Genomic DNA, 13,977 nt, shown 5'->3' with positions numbered 1-13,977 from the left:
GGCAGGCGCCTACCTTAACGCCAGCGCAAAGAAAAAGGCGATGACTGTCTGCCAGTCATCGCCTTCGGCTACAGCCAGCGCACTTACGCCGACTTGTATTCCTTCTCGGCCTCATCGAAGCGGCTGAGCATCGACTGGCTCGGGGCCTGACCGATGCGGCTGAAGATCACGATCGCCAGGGTGGCGAGGATGAAGCCCGGGATGATCTCGTACAGCCCCATGCCAATCCAGTTCTTCCACACGATCACGGTGGTGGCACCGACCAGCATGCCGGCCAGCGCGCCATTGCGCGTCATGCCTTTCCACAGCAGCGAGAGGATCACCACCGGACCGAAGGCGGCACCGAAGCCGGCCCAGGCGTAGGACACCAGGCCAAGTACGCGGTTTTCCGGGTTGGCGGCCAGGGCGATGGCGACCAGCGCGACCAGCAGCACCATGCCGCGGCCGACCCAGACCAGCTCGGACTGCGAAGCGCCCTTGCGCAGGAATGCCTTGTAGAAGTCCTCGGTCAGCGCACTGGAGCACACCAGCAGCTGGCAGCTCAGGGTGCTCATCACCGCGGCCAGGATGGCGGACAGCAGGATACCGGCGATCCAGGGGTTGAACAGCAGCTTGGACAGCTCGATGAAGACGCGCTCCGGGTTCTCGCCGACCGGGCCGGCCAGTTCAGGATGCGCGGAGAAGTAGGCGATGCCGAAGAAACCGACGGCCACGGCACCGGCCAGGGTCAGGATCATCCAGGTCATGGAGATGCGACGGGCAGCCGGGATCGACTTGACCGAATCGGCGGCCATGAAGCGCGCCAGGATGTGCGGCTGGCCGAAGTAGCCCAGGCCCCAGGCCATCAGCGAGATCACGCCGATGAAGGTGGCGCCCTTGAGCATGTCGAAGTGGCTCGGGTCGACCGCCTCGATGGCGGTCATCGCCGGATCGAAGCCACCGGTGCCGATCAGCACGAATACCGGGGTCAGGATCAGGGCGAAGATCATCAGGGTGGCCTGCACGGTGTCGGTCCAGCTCACCGCCAGGAAGCCACCGATGAAGGTGTAGGCGATGGTCGCTGCGGCACCGGCCCACAGGGCGGTTTCGTAGCTCATGCCGAAGGTGCTTTCGAACAGACGGGCGCCAGCCACCACGCCGGAGGCGCAGTAGATGGTGAAGAACACCAGAATGACCACTGCCGAGAAGATGCGCAGGATGCGGCTGTTGTCTTCGAAGCGGTTGGTGAAGTAGTCAGGCAGGGTCAGGGCGTTGCCATTGTGCTCGGTCTGCACGCGCAGGCGACCGGCGACGAACAGCCAGTTGAGGTAGGCGCCGATGACCAGGCCGATGGCAATCCAGCTTTCGGAAATACCGGCAACGAAGATCGCGCCCGGCAGGCCCATGAGCAGCCAGCCGCTCATGTCGGAGGCACCTGCGGACAGCGCGGTCACGAAGCTGCCGAGGCTGCGGCCACCCAGGATGTAATCGGAAAGGTTCTTGGTACGCAGATAGGCGATCAGGCCGATCAGTACCATGGCTGCGATGTACACCACGAAGGTGACGAGCATTGGAGTACTAGCTGTCATTGGGGGGCTCCCCTCTCGTTTGTTGTTCTCGGGCACCGAGCCCTGAAGGCATGCTGCATCCGCCTGTGCGGATGCGGGCTCCGGTCTCTTTTCCTCGTCACACCGATGCCGGGTGAGCACGATCAGGAAGCACGCTTCCCGATCTCCCTGGCTGACGCCTGCGGCCACCGAATCGCGTCACGACCGTGCTGCAATCACGCAACGCCCCTGGCTATGGGTCTAGCCCAGCAACGCTGGTCTGACCAATACATAAGGGTAAAAACGGTCGTAACGAAAGTGAAGGGCGGAATTTAGTGGCAGAACCGAACGGGCTTCTTGCCGAAAGCTCTGGAGTTTTTGCAGAAACCTACGCCCAGGGGAACTTCCGGCGAACGGCTGCTGCATGCCCGCCGGCACTACCTGAGCGACTGGTCAACTCTCGCCGGCATGGCGAAACGGCAGGTAGCTGCGTGCTTCTTCGGCATAGGACAGCACGCCGGAACGCTCCTGCACGAGGAAGTCGGTGACGGCAGCACGCAGCCCCGGATGGCAGAGATAGTGCCAGGAACGCGTGATGACCGGTTCGAAACCCCGGATCAGCTTGTGCTCCCCTTGCGCGCCGGCATCGAAACGCCGCAAGCCTTCGGCGATGGCCAGTTCCATGCCCTGGTAGAAGCAGGTTTCGAAATGCAGCCGGTCGAATTCGGCCAGGCAGCCCCAGTAGCGGCCATAGAAGGTATCCCCGTCCACCAGGCTGAATGCCATGGCCACCGGCCGACCGCGCAACTGCGCGAACACCAGGCGAATCATCTCCGGCATGCGCTCGGCCAGCAGGCTGAAGAAGGCCCGCGTCAGATAGGGCGCCTGCCCCCGTACGTGATAGGTGTTGGCGTAGCAGTGGTAGACGAAGTCCCACTCCTGCTCGCTCAGCTGGTGACCCAGGCGTCGCTCGAACTCGATGCCCTGCCCCGCGACCTGCTCACGTTCCTTGCGCAGTTGCTTGCGCTTGCGCGAGCTGAGCGCGTCGAGAAAGTCCTGAAAGTCACGGTAACCGCGATTGTTCCAGTGAAACTGGCAGCCCAGGCGCTCCAGCCAGCCGTCACGGCCGTTCAGCAGCGCATCGCATGCCGGACTGGTGAAGTTGATGTGCAGGCTCGACAACCCCTGCGCCTCCAGCTCGGCCGTCAGCTCATCGAGCATCGCGCCCGCGCAGCGGGGCTCCCCGAGCAGCCGCGCGCCGGCAACCGGCGAAAACGGCACGGCGCCCAGCAACTTCGGGTAATAGGCGATCCCGGCGCGCCGACAGGCATCGGCCCAGGCGTGGTCGAACACGTACTCGCCATAGGAATGCCGCTTCAGATAGGCCGGCAACGCCGCCCTCACCTGCCCCTGGTCATCGCACCAGAGACGATGCGACGGCTGCCAGCCACTGTCGCCCCCGACACTGCCGCTGTCTTCGAGAGCGCTGTGAAATGCATGCCGCAGAAACGGCTGAGCACCAGGCAACAGGGCGTCCCAGGTATCGGCAGAGAGCGCGTGAAGTGAATCGAGGGTGGTGACGGGCATGACAACGAATCCCAGAGGCGAGGTTGCACTATATATCCAACGGCACCCAAGCAAGATGGCTGCCAGCAGCCAAACCCTCAACTCCAATCGAGAAGCGTCATGCACCAGCCCCTGCCCTGGCCGCGCTCGTCAGCTCGCCACACTCCGCTCCAAAGCCAAGCAGCATAAAAAAACCCCGCACATGGCGGGGTTCAGAGAGGAGCGATCAGGTTTTGCTTAGAACACGTACTGTGCGCGGAAAACCATGCCGTCGCCATCGTCGTCGCCATTGGCGTTGGTCGCGTTGTCGACCTTGGCCTTGACGTACACACCGCTGATCTTGACGGAGTCGTTCACGTACCAGTTGACACCCAGGTTGTGCACCTTGGCTTCGATGTCGCCGATCGCGGCACGCGCGCCGTTGTCGTCATCCACCGACAGGTTGTCGTAACGGTAGAACAGTTCCCAGGCACCAATCTGCTTGTTGTCAGGCTTGATGGCGTCGAACTTGCCGAGTTTGTAGCCACGCGCTTCACCGGTCAGGGTGTAAGCCACCTGGGCGTAGTAACCCTTGCCTTCGATGTCGTCGTAGGCAGCGCTGTCGGCTTCCATCTCACGCTTGATGTATTCGCCCTGCACCGAGAACGGGCCCATGGCGAATGCGGCTTCGATACCGAAGGCGCTGTCATCGTCGTAGGAACCAGCCGGGGAAACGTTGATACCACCCAGAACCAGGCGGTTGCCGTTGGTGCCAGCGTCATTACCGCCGTTGGTGCTCACGCCGCGCATGCCCATACGGCTGCGGATACGGCCGTCGAAGGCAGTGTCGGAGAGGTCACGATGAGCGTAGTTCACACCCAGGTGCAGGACGTTGCCGGCTTCATGCATCGGAGCGAAGACACCACGCACGTTGAACTGCTTGGTGCTTTCACCGTCGACGTCGTTCTGGTCCTTGGAGCTCAGGCTGAAGGAACCGTACAGGGAGTCGCCAGCGGTGCCGGAAACCTGGATACCCATGCCGTTCTGGTGGCTGTTGGCCCAATCGACCAGATCGTAAGCAGCGTTACGCTCCTGGGCGGTGACCCACTTGGAGCTGGTGGCTTTTTCCAGACCGAACTCGGGGTCGAAGCGACCGACCTTGATGGAAACCGGGGAGAAACCGTTGTACGCGATGGAGGCTTCGTCGAAATAGCCGTCTTCCGAGCTGCCGGCGTTGTGCGAGAAGTCATAGCTGAGCACGTAAGCCCAGTCCTTGTAGACGTAGCCGGACAGTTCAAGGAACGCGCGACGGAAATAGGCCGCATCGGCGTTGTCACCATTGCTGGTGTAGATGCCGTCGAAAGTGCTGTAGTCCGCTTGCAGACGACCGCCGATCTTGAAGCCGAACTGCTTGTCGGTGGTACCGACTTCCAGGCCGCCTTTGGTCTTGATCACGATATCGGCGCCGTCAGTGGTAACAGTACCGGCGAAAGCCTGGGCGGAGACGGCCAGAGCCAGAGCGCTGGCTGCGAAACCGGCGAAGTGCTTACGGATCATCGAGGATTCCCCTGTTGAACTTTAAGTGTTGAAAACACCCGAGCGATGGGCTCGTTCGTGTTGGGGGGAATCTTGGCGGGGGGTTATTTCAGCTCAGTTGCCGATATATAAAGATTTGATTACAGCGGAACTTTTTTACTTCCACTGCTTATAAGCGGATCAGGGGCCCTGGATGCGCGGCCCGAGCAGGATGATCGCAGCACCCGCCAGGCACAGCGCTGCACCCAGCCAGTCGCTGAGTAGCGGCCGACTCTTCTCGACCAGTGCCAGCCACGCCAGCGAGGCGACGATGTAGACGCCGCCATAGGCCGCATAGGCGCGCCCGGCGAAGGCGGCTTCGACGCGGGTCAGCAACAGGCCGAACAGTGCCAGGCTGAGCAGCCCCGGCACTATCCACCAGGCACTGCGGTCGAGCCGCAGCCACATCCAGAAGGCGTAGCAACCTGCGATCTCGAACGCGGCTGCGAGCAGGAACCACAGGTAATTGATCATCGCCCCAGCCTAGCCGCGCAAGGCGCCTTCGCGCTCCCAGGCACACCGCACGCGCAGGGAACCCTCCTGCGGGCTGTGAAAGCCACTGTCGGACTCCCAGCGGAAGGTGTGCATACCGTTGAGCTCGGTTTCCAGATGGACCACCGCGCTGGCCCAGTACAGACGCTTGAGCAGCGCCTCGAAGGCCTCGATCCACAGGTTCCATTCGTACTCCACCGCGCCGTAGCTGGCGCCGAAGTGGATCACCTGGGTCTGGTAGAGCCCCGCCCCCGGCAGTTCGCAGAAGGAGAACATCTCGCGACCAAGAAACGGCCAGAGTTCACCGGCCGGCAGTTCGGCGAGCACGCCATGGTTGGTTTCACGACGCAAGCGACGTAGCTCGGGATCATCCGAGGGCCAGTCGCGGATACAGCCATAGACGATGGATTCTGACTCCACACCGGCACTCCTGAATAAGCAGAAAGCCTTCTAACACAGCCTGCCAGGGCAAGAAAGGAACTGGCGCGAATTCTAGCGTTGCCGGCGTCGACCGCGCCCCAGCAGCCAGGCCATCAGGATCATCACCAGGGCCAGGGCCGTGAGCACCATGAACGGCAACTGGTAGCTGCCCGAGAGGTCCCGCGCCAGACCGGTGAGAATCGGCGTCAGGCAGCCGAGACCATATCCGGTGAAGAGCATCATCGCGGTCCAGCGGCTGACCGCCAGCGGCGAGCCTGCCTCGTACAGCGGCAACACCAGCGACAGGGCGAAGGAGCCGCCCAGGGAGAAGCCCATGATCACCGCCCACAGTTCCGGCACCACGCGTGGCAGGAAGGTGATCATCGCCAGACAACTGCAGGTGATCACGCCGCAGGCCAGCAACAGCTGATAGCGTGCGTCGTAGCGCTGCGCCAGCCAGGGCAGCAGGAAGGAGCTGGGCAGGCCCATCAGCATGATGAAGCTCAGCAGCGAGTTGCTGTGCAGCATGCTCAGGCCCGCTTCGTGGTAGCGCGCCACGGCCCAGGTCGCGATGGCATAGAACAGACCGGCCTGAATCGCGAAGAAGCCGCTGATCAGCCAGGCGCGCGGCTGGCGCCAGGGCAGCCCGCCGCCCTCGCGCTCCTCCGTACTGCCACTCTGGTTGGGCAGGCACAGCCAGAGCATCACCCCAAGCAGCGCCGGCAGCGCCCATATGGCCAACCCCAGGTGCCAGGCGTCACCGAACAGCTGCGTCGCCGGCGCGGTCAGCACGGCACCACCGGCGCCACCGATGGCCATGCCCAGCGAGTACCAGCCCACCACACGGCTCATCTGACCGGCGAAATGGCGTTTGATGAAGCCGGACAGCAAGGGCCCGGCGACCGCAATGGCAGCGCCCAGGGCAATGGCACTGCCGATCAGCACGGCGCTCTGGTGCGCGGCCAGACGGGCCAGCAGGGCCAGGCCGATCAGGGCCAGGCAGAGCATGATGGTGCGCTCCAGCCCCCAGCGCACGGCCAGACGGGGCGCCAGCGGGGCCAACAGGCCCATGCACAGCACCGGCAGTGCCGTGGTCAGGCTGATGAAACCGCGACTGAGCGACAGTTCGTCGGCGATGCGTTCGATGAGAGGCGCGAGGGAGGTGATGCCGGGGCGCAAATTGATCGCCGCCAGCACCAGGGCCATCAACAGCAGGGCCCGAGAGGCTGGTTTCACGGTGTATCCAAGGTCAGGGCGGCAGGCAGGCCGGGGCCGTCACCCTACCCCCGCAGACCTTGCCAGGCAAGCCTGCAGGGGCAAATAACTGACCTGTTGGTCAGCTGACGGTTCGGGCCTTGCCGCGCATCTTCTCGGCCATGCCGGCCATCTCGTCGTAGAGCGCCTGCGGGTTCTTCTGCTTCAGCGCCCAGGCCATGCGCCCCATCTCGTGCGGCAGGATCATGAAGCTGCCCTTGGCCAGCTCGTCATGGATGTAGCCGGCGATGTCCGCCGCGCTGATCGGCGAGCTTTCCAGCAGCTTGCCGACCTGGGCCTTCATCGCCGGGGTCGGGCCGCGGAAGGAGTCCAGCAGGTTGGTCTGGAAGAACGACGGGCAGACCACATGCACGCCGATCTCCTGCTGCCGCAACTCCACCAGCAGGCTCTCCGACAGCGCCACCACGCCGGCTTTGGCCACGTTGTAGTTGCTCATCGCCGGCCCCTGCATCAGTGCCGCCATCGAGGCGATGTTGACGATCTTGCCCTTGCTCTTCTCCAGCAGCGGCAGAAAGGCCTTGCAGCCCTTGACCACGCCCATCAGGTTGATCGAGATCTGCCAGTCCCAGTCCTCCAGCGACAGCTCGCTGAAGAAGCCACCGGAAGCCACCCCCGCATTGTTGACGATGATGTCGATGCCGCCGAACTGCTCGTCGCAGGCCTGCGCCAGTGCCGTCAGCTGGCTGTAGTCACGCACGTCACAGCGGCGCGTGAAGCCGTCGCCGCCGGCCTCGCGCACCAGCTTGAGGGTTTCCGCCAGGCCAGCCTCGTTGACGTCCGCCAGCGCCAGGCGCCAGCCATCGCGAGCCCAGCGCAAGGCAATCTCGCGCCCCAGGCCGGAACCGGCCCCCGTGATCATCATGCGGTTTTGCATAGCGAACCTGCCTTACATGTCCTGTGGGAATGCCAGAGAGTGTAGCGAGGAAGACCGGGGACACCGCCCTCCATCAGACTCATGAATAGGCAAGGCAAATTGCCACGGCGGGCGAGGGTTCAGTCGACCACGAACAGCCGTGCACCCTGTTCGGTGAAGGAACGGTGCGCCTCGGCGTCGTCAGCCACCTGGTAGCTCATCCCCGGACCCAGCACGAAGACGCGGCCATCCTCCAGTTCGGTGTGCAGCTCGCCCTCCAGGCACAACAGTACATGGCCCTTGCGGCACCAATGGTCGGCCAGATAGCCCGGCGAGTACTCGACCATGCGCACCCGCACCTCGCCAAACTGGCAGGTTCTCCAGCGCGCGAGACCGGTTTCGCCCGGGTGCTCGGTTGGCGTGACGGCGGACCAGTCGGTGATGCAAAAGGCGATATCTCGGATGTGCATGAACCGGGACTCCCTGTGATGAAGAGCGGCACTCTAGCGCGCCGCAGGCAAGCGGGAGAAGTGAATAGACGGCCGCTTTCACACGAGAACCTTTCATGCACGCAGGCTATCGAGGCCATGGACACAGCGCATTTCACCGGGCACCTGCGGCGTACTAACCTGAGCCTCATCGGTAAATGATTCTCATCGAGGTGCGCCATGCTCAAGACCCTGACCTTCACCATCATGCACTTCTGCATCGCCTTCGGCGTGGCCTACCTGTTGACCGGCAGCATCGCGGTCAGCGGCCTGGTGGCTGCAGTGGAGCCGCTGTGCAACTCGGTCGGTTTCTACTTCCACGAGAAAGTCTGGGCACGCCTGGAGCAGCGCAAGCGCGAGGACTCGATTCCCAAGCACGCCTGGTTGCATCACCACGCGTGACGCCGGCATCCGCCTACCCCGAGGGCGACACCCGCAGGCGACGAAAAGGACGCTGGACAGACCGACTCGATGTATCTTGTTGACGGCAACGTGGCACTTTGCCCGACTTGCTGCTGTCATAAGCGAGCGCTTCAATCCCGATGTTCGCTTATTAAAAGGGACTTACCACATGCCCAGCCTTGCCCGACTCGCCGCCCTGCTCGGCGGCCTGGTCTTCTGTGTCTCCGCGACGGCCGCCGATGTGGACGCGCAAAGCTACGGCTATCCGCTGGCCAACCCGTTCGAGGCGACCATCGCCACCACACCGCCCGAACTGCGCCCTGCCCTGCCGGATGACCGTGACATCGACCAGAGCGACTACTCGGTTCGCCTGCGCCCGGACCGGGAGTTCGAACTGCTGGACAACTTCTGGCCGGTGACCAAGCTGCAATACCGCCTGGCCGAACAGAAGGGCCGCGCGCCGCTGATCTTCATCATCTCCGGCACCGGCGCCAGCTACGCCAGCAGCATCACCGAATACCTGAAGAAGCTGTTCTATGGCGCCGGCTTCCATGTCGTACAGCTGTCCTCGCCAACCAGCTACGACTTCATGGCCGCCGCCTCGCGCTTCGCCACGCCAGGCTACAGCCCGGACGATGCCGACGACCTGTACCGGGCGATGCAGGCGGTGCGCGCCCAGCACCCGAAGCTGCAAGTCAGCGAATACCTGCTTACCGGCTACAGCCTCGGTGCGCTGCATGCCGCCTTCGTCAGCCAGATCGACGAAACCCGCCGCGCCTTCGACTTCAAGCGCGTGCTGCTGCTCAACCCGCCGGTGAACCTCTACACCTCGGTGAGCAACCTCGACAAGCTGGTGCAGACCCGGGTGCAGGGCATCGACAACAGCACCAACTTCTATGAACTGGTGCTGGGCAAGCTGACCCGCTACTTCAACGACAAGGGCTACCTCGACATCAACGAGGCGATGCTCTACGACTTTCAGCAATCCAGGGAAAAGCTCTCCGACGAGCAGATGGCCATGCTCATCGGCACTTCGTTCCGCTTCTCTTCCGCCGATATCGTCTTCACCTCGGACCTGCTCAACCGGCGCGGGCTGATCACCCCGCGGGATTACCGCATCACCGAAAGCACCAGCCTCACCCCGTTCTTCCAGCTGGCGCTGCGCTGCGACTTCGATTGCTACATCGCCGAGCAGCTGATGCCCATGTGGCGTGCCCGCTACGACGGCGGCAGCCTCAACCAGCTGATCGAACAAAGCAGCCTCTATGCCCTCGAGGACTACCTCAGCGGCAGCGACAAGATCGCCGTGATGCACAACGCCGACGATCTGATTCTCGGCAAGGGCGACATCGGTTTTCTGCGTCGTACCTTCGGCGAGCGCCTGACCCTGTACCCGCGTGGCGGGCACTGCGGCAACCTCAACTACCGCGTCAACAGCGACGCCATGCTGGAGTTCTTCCGTGGCTAAGCACAGCAACCTGATCATCGCCCTGCTGCTGGCCAGTGCACACGCCTGGGCCGGCGAGGTCGACGCCGACGGCTTCACCAACCCGCTGCAGGACCTGAAATTCAACCCCGGACTGGACCAGCAGGAGTTCGAACGCGCCTCCAGCGACGCACTGCGGGTCTATGACCCGCTGGAACCCTGGAACCGCCGCGTCTACCACTTCAACTACCGTTTCGATCAGTGGGTGTTCCTGCCGGTCGTCAACGGCTATCGTTACGTCACACCAAACCTGGTGCAGACCGGCGTACACAACTTCTTCAGCAACCTGGGTGAAATTCCCACCCTGGCCAACAGCCTGCTGCAACTGAAGGGACAGCGGGCGATGAACAGCACGGCACGCCTGCTGTTCAACACCATTCTCGGCATCGGCGGCATCTGGGACCCGGCCACGCACATGGGCCTGCCCAGGCACTCCGAGGACTTCGGCCAGACCCTCGGCTACTACGGTGTACCTGCCGGCCCCTATCTGATGCTGCCGCTGCTCGGCCCATCCAACCTGCGCGACACCGGCGGGCTGGTGATGGACTACAGCCTCGAAAGCGCGGTCAACTACCTCGACGTGGCAGATGCCAGTAGCGACAACCCCGGCATCACCGCGCTGCGCGTGGTAGACACGCGCGCCAACACCAGCTTCCGCTACGGCCAGCTCAACTCGCCATTCGAGTACGAGAAGATCCGCTACTTCTACCATGAGTCGCGCAAACTCAAGATTGCCGACTGAGATACCCGCGCTAAACATCGATCGATTCGATATTTAGCGCGGGAAAATTGCGACCATCGATCGACATGATCGGCATAGCATGGGCTCATTCCTCGCCTCGAACGGAGCCCATTGCCATGACCCAACAGCGCCGCATCATCAGCATCCAGCCAGGCCAGCCGGCCTCCGACGGCGCCGGCGTGCGCCTCAACCGCGTGATCGGCGGACCGGGCCTGGAGCGCTTCGACCCGTTCCTCATGCTCGACGAATTCGCCACCGACAATCCCGACGACTACATCGCCGGCTTCCCGCCTCATCCGCACCGTGGCTTCGAGACCATCACCTACATGCTCGAGGGGCGCATGCGCCATGAGGACCACCTCGGCAACGTCGGCCTGCTGGGCAGCGGCGGCGTGCAGTGGATGACCGCAGCACGCGGCATCATCCACAGCGAAATGCCCGAGCAGGAGTCCGGCGCCATGCGCGGCTTCCAGCTATGGCTTAACCTGCCAGCCAGGGACAAGCTGGGCGAAGCCGACTACCGCGACATTTCGGCCGCCGACATTCCACGCCTCGTCACCCGCACCGGCGTGGAGGTGGTGGTGATCGCGGGCGAGTTCGACGATGGCGAACAGCGCCAGGTCGGCGCCGTGCAGCGCCCGCATACCCAGCCACAGCTGTTCGACCTGCGCCTGGCGCCCGGCAGCCAGGTCGCACCGCGCCTGACCGATGGCCAACGGGTGATGCTGTACGTCTACGAAGGTCAGCTGCAGCTCGCCGCTGCCAGCACGCAGACGGTCGGCGCCGGTCGCCTGATACGCCTGTCCGAAGAAGGCCAGCTGCAACTGGCCAGCGCCCAGGGTGCGGGGGTGTTGCTGATCGCGGGCACACCACTGAACGAGCCCATCGTGCAATACGGTCCGTTCGTGATGAACAGTCGCGAAGAGATCGAACAGGCGTTGCGCGACTTCCGGGACGGCGTGCTGGCGTAACGCGCGTCAGGCGGACTGCGTCAGCTCGGTGAGGCCGAGGAAGCGACTCAGCTCGGCCTTGCGCGCCATGGCATCCTGGTAGCCCAGTTCGATCAGTTCGCTGCAGTAGCCGGGCTCGAACAACAGGTAGCTGAGCACCCCGGCGCCGCTGGTCTTGGTCGCCCCCGGACCACGCAGGAACAGGCGCAGCGCGCGGGGCAGCTCACGCTGGTGGCGCGCCGCGATCTGATCCAGCGGCTGGCTCGGGGCGATCACCAGCACGTCCACCGGATTCAGCCCCAGGCCCCTGGGCCGAAGCTCGGGCGGCACCAGTTCGCTCATCTGGTTGAGCCGTTCGAGCAGCTCGATATCGGTTTCCAGGTTGTCGATGAAGGTGCTGTTGAGCATGTGTCCGCCGATCTGCGCCAGGCTCGGTGGCCGGTTGCTGGAGACCCGTGGTGCCGGCGCCTCCGATTCGCCCTGGGTATTGCCGCTGACACCGATCACCAGCACCCGGCTGGCGCCCAGATGCAATGCCGGGCTGATGGGCGCCGCCTGCCGCACAGCACCGTCGCCGAAGTACTCACGGTGGATTCTCACCGGCGGGAAGATCAGCGGGATCGACGCACTGGCCAGCAGATGTTCGAGATTCAGGCGGGTGGGAATGCCGACACGGCGATGGCGAAACCAGGGATCGATGGTCGCCCGCCCCTGGTAGAAGGTCACCGCCTGGCCACTTTCGTAGCCGAATGCCGTGACGGCGATCGCCCGCAAGCGGCGATGGCGCACCGCGGCCGCGATGCCGGAGAAATCCAGCTCACGGGCCAGCAACTCGCGCAACGGGGAGCTGTCGAGCAGCGCCACCGGGATGTCGCGCCCGATACCCAGCAGGCTGTGCCCCACGAAACGCGCAGCCTGGCGCAGCACGCCCGGCCAGTCGCTGCGGTACACCATCCGCGTATGAAAGCCCTGCCAGACCGAGGTCAGACGGCGCACCGCCTCACCGAACTGCAACGCACCGCAGGCCAGGCTCACCGCATTGATCGCCCCCGCCGAGGTGCCAACGATGACCGGAAAGGGGTTGTGCGAGGCATCGGGCAGCAGATCGGCAATGGCCGACAGCACACCCACCTGATAGGCCGCCCGCGCCCCGCCACCGGAAAGAATCAGCCCGGTAACGGGCTCGTGAGGGTGGGCAATGACGGTCATCGGGCGGTCCTGTTTTTCGTTGCAGTATAGATGGGCTACTTGCGCGTCCCGTACAGCTTCGGTTCGCCCTCGGGACGCGTCTTGAAGCGTCGGTGCGCCCACAGGTACTGCTCGGGGCAGGCACTGACGACCTGCTCGATCCACTGGTTGATGCGCAGGCAATCGGCCTCTTCGCTGTCCCCGGGGAAATCGGCCAGCGGCGGATGGATCACCAGGCGATAACCGCTGCCATCGGCCAGGCGCTGCTGGGTGAAGGGCACCACGCGTGCCTTGCCCAGGCGCGCGAACTTGGTGGTGGCAGTGACCGTGGCGGCCGGTATGCCGAACAGCGGCACGAAGATGCTCTGCTTGCGCCCGTAGTCCTGGTCCGGCGCGTACCAGATGGCCCGACCGGCACGCAGCACCTTGAGCATGGCGCGAATGTCCTCGCGCTCGATGGCCGTGGCGTCGCGGTTGTGCCGCTCACGTCCACGGCGCTGGATGAAATCGAACAGCGGGTTGTCGTGCTCGCGGTACATGCCGTCGATGGTGTGCTGCTGGCCCAGCAGCGCCGCACCGATCTCCAGGGTGGTGAAGTGCACCGCCATGAGGATCACGCCCTGCCCGGCGGCCTGCGCCTGCTGCAGGTGCTCCAGCCCCTCGACATGTGCCAGGCGGGCCAGGCGCGATCGGGGCCACCACCAGCTCATGGCCATCTCGAAGAAGGCGATGCCGGTGGACGCGAAGTTCTCGCGCAGCAGCCGCTCGCGTTCGGCCGCGCTCTTGCCCGGGAAACACAGCTGCAGGTTGCGCTCGGCGATCTGCCGGCGCGGGCCGGCCAGGCGGAACATCAGCCAGCCCAGCAGACGCCCGAGCTGCAGTTGCAGGCGATAGGGCAACTGCACCACCAGCCACAACACGCCGAGACCCAGCCACATTGGCCAGAAGCGCGGGTGCAGAAAGTAGGCGCGAAAGCGGGGGCGTTCCATGTAGCGGGTCCGGTCACAGGCAGGGCCGCGCATTCTACCCCACTTT

General features: G+C 64.1%; 14 protein-coding genes. 4 read left to right on the top strand and 10 right to left on the bottom strand.

Annotation, left to right across the window (positions count from 1 at the left end):
* Positions 1-83: 83 nt before the first annotated feature.
* The 8 genes from putP to EWH21_RS07475 all read right to left on the bottom strand — a co-directional run bounded on the left by putP (position 84) and on the right by EWH21_RS07475 (position 8,156).
* The gene (putP, locus tag EWH21_RS07510) at positions 84-1,568 is read right to left on the bottom strand and encodes a sodium/proline symporter PutP (protein ID WP_037047237.1); all 1,485 of its coding nucleotides are present in this window, start codon (positions 1,566-1,568) and stop codon (positions 84-86) included.
* A gap of 411 nt (positions 1,569-1,979) precedes the next feature.
* Positions 1,980-3,113: a GNAT family N-acetyltransferase gene (locus EWH21_RS07505; protein WP_277700201.1), complete on the bottom strand. Its 1,134-nt coding sequence runs from the start codon at positions 3,111-3,113 to the stop codon at positions 1,980-1,982.
* Between the two features lie 216 nt (positions 3,114-3,329).
* On the bottom strand, positions 3,330-4,628 hold the full coding sequence (locus EWH21_RS07500) for a porin (RefSeq protein ID WP_277700200.1): 1,299 nt from the start codon (positions 4,626-4,628) through the stop codon (positions 3,330-3,332).
* A gap of 159 nt (positions 4,629-4,787) precedes the next feature.
* Positions 4,788-5,120: a YnfA family protein gene (locus EWH21_RS07495; RefSeq protein ID WP_037047228.1), complete on the bottom strand. Its 333-nt coding sequence runs from the start codon at positions 5,118-5,120 to the stop codon at positions 4,788-4,790.
* A 9-nt stretch (positions 5,121-5,129) separates the two neighbouring features.
* Positions 5,130-5,558 carry a hypothetical protein gene (locus EWH21_RS07490; RefSeq protein WP_037047227.1) on the bottom strand — a complete coding sequence of 143 codons (429 nt, stop codon included), beginning with the start codon at positions 5,556-5,558 and terminating at the stop codon, positions 5,130-5,132.
* Between the two features lie 72 nt (positions 5,559-5,630).
* Positions 5,631-6,764 (bottom strand): MFS transporter, encoded by a 1,134-nt coding sequence (locus EWH21_RS07485; RefSeq protein ID WP_047592669.1) that lies wholly within the window; start codon positions 6,762-6,764, stop codon positions 5,631-5,633.
* A 130-nt stretch (positions 6,765-6,894) separates the two neighbouring features.
* A complete protein-coding gene (locus EWH21_RS07480; protein WP_277700199.1) occupies positions 6,895-7,707 on the bottom strand; it encodes an SDR family oxidoreductase in 813 nt (270 codons plus the stop codon).
* Between the two features lie 119 nt (positions 7,708-7,826).
* Complete coding sequence (locus tag EWH21_RS07475; RefSeq protein WP_277700198.1) at positions 7,827-8,156, bottom strand: DHCW motif cupin fold protein; 330 nt, start codon at positions 8,154-8,156, stop codon at positions 7,827-7,829.
* A gap of 198 nt (positions 8,157-8,354) precedes the next feature.
* On the opposite strand from EWH21_RS07475, the gene EWH21_RS07470 reads away from it, so the two are divergent.
* The 4 genes from EWH21_RS07470 to EWH21_RS07455 all read left to right on the top strand — a co-directional run bounded on the left by EWH21_RS07470 (position 8,355) and on the right by EWH21_RS07455 (position 11,775).
* Positions 8,355-8,576 carry a DUF2061 domain-containing protein gene (locus tag EWH21_RS07470; RefSeq protein ID WP_037047218.1) on the top strand — a complete coding sequence of 74 codons (222 nt, stop codon included), beginning with the start codon at positions 8,355-8,357 and terminating at the stop codon, positions 8,574-8,576.
* A 169-nt stretch (positions 8,577-8,745) separates the two neighbouring features.
* Positions 8,746-10,044: a serine/threonine protein kinase gene (locus EWH21_RS07465; protein ID WP_277700197.1), complete on the top strand. Its 1,299-nt coding sequence runs from the start codon at positions 8,746-8,748 to the stop codon at positions 10,042-10,044.
* Positions 10,037-10,804, top strand: a complete 768-nt coding sequence (locus EWH21_RS07460; protein ID WP_277700196.1) for a VacJ family lipoprotein — start codon at positions 10,037-10,039, stop codon at positions 10,802-10,804. The genes EWH21_RS07465 and EWH21_RS07460 overlap by 8 nt, the downstream gene beginning before the upstream one ends.
* Positions 10,805-10,920: 116 nt before the next feature.
* A complete protein-coding gene (locus EWH21_RS07455) occupies positions 10,921-11,775 on the top strand; it encodes a pirin family protein (RefSeq protein WP_277700195.1) in 855 nt (284 codons plus the stop codon).
* A gap of 6 nt (positions 11,776-11,781) precedes the next feature.
* On the opposite strand, the gene EWH21_RS07450 is transcribed toward EWH21_RS07455, so the two are convergent.
* The gene (locus EWH21_RS07450) at positions 11,782-12,963 is read right to left on the bottom strand and encodes a patatin-like phospholipase family protein (protein WP_037047201.1); all 1,182 of its coding nucleotides are present in this window, start codon (positions 12,961-12,963) and stop codon (positions 11,782-11,784) included.
* A gap of 35 nt (positions 12,964-12,998) precedes the next feature.
* On the bottom strand, positions 12,999-13,931 hold the full coding sequence (locus EWH21_RS07445; protein ID WP_277700194.1) for a lipid A biosynthesis lauroyl acyltransferase: 933 nt from the start codon (positions 13,929-13,931) through the stop codon (positions 12,999-13,001).
* Between the last annotated feature and the right edge of the window lie 46 nt (positions 13,932-13,977).

The sequence above is a fragment of the Pseudomonas sp. REST10 genome, assembly GCF_029542605.1.
GTDB lineage: Bacteria > Pseudomonadota > Gammaproteobacteria > Pseudomonadales > Pseudomonadaceae > Aquipseudomonas > Aquipseudomonas khazarica.
This window is presented reverse-complemented; position numbering and strand designations above follow the sequence as displayed.

Bases quoted from the DNA above. Each gene is read 5' to 3' on its own strand.
- EWH21_RS07485 (WP_047592669.1), bottom strand. From the start codon at position 6,764: ATGGCCCTGGTGCTGGCGGCGATCAATTTGCGCCCCGGCATCACCTCC.
- EWH21_RS07475 (WP_277700198.1), bottom strand. From the start codon at position 8,156: ATGCACATCCGAGATATCGCCTTTTGCATCACCGACTGGTCCGCCGTC.
- EWH21_RS07470 (WP_037047218.1), top strand. From the start codon at position 8,355: ATGCTCAAGACCCTGACCTTCACCATCATGCACTTCTGCATCGCCTTC.
- EWH21_RS07445 (WP_277700194.1), bottom strand. From the start codon at position 13,931: ATGGAACGCCCCCGCTTTCGCGCCTACTTTCTGCACCCGCGCTTCTGG.
- EWH21_RS07450 (WP_037047201.1), bottom strand. From the start codon at position 12,963: ATGACCGTCATTGCCCACCCTCACGAGCCCGTTACCGGGCTGATTCTT.
- EWH21_RS07480 (WP_277700199.1), bottom strand. From the start codon at position 7,707: ATGCAAAACCGCATGATGATCACGGGGGCCGGTTCCGGCCTGGGGCGC.
- EWH21_RS07500 (WP_277700200.1), bottom strand. From the start codon at position 4,628: ATGATCCGTAAGCACTTCGCCGGTTTCGCAGCCAGCGCTCTGGCTCTG.
- EWH21_RS07495 (WP_037047228.1), bottom strand. From the start codon at position 5,120: ATGATCAATTACCTGTGGTTCCTGCTCGCAGCCGCGTTCGAGATCGCA.
- EWH21_RS07505 (WP_277700201.1), bottom strand. From the start codon at position 3,113: ATGCCCGTCACCACCCTCGATTCACTTCACGCGCTCTCTGCCGATACC.
- EWH21_RS07455 (WP_277700195.1), top strand. From the start codon at position 10,921: ATGACCCAACAGCGCCGCATCATCAGCATCCAGCCAGGCCAGCCGGCC.
- EWH21_RS07465 (WP_277700197.1), top strand. From the start codon at position 8,746: ATGCCCAGCCTTGCCCGACTCGCCGCCCTGCTCGGCGGCCTGGTCTTC.
- putP (WP_037047237.1), bottom strand. From the start codon at position 1,568: ATGACAGCTAGTACTCCAATGCTCGTCACCTTCGTGGTGTACATCGCA.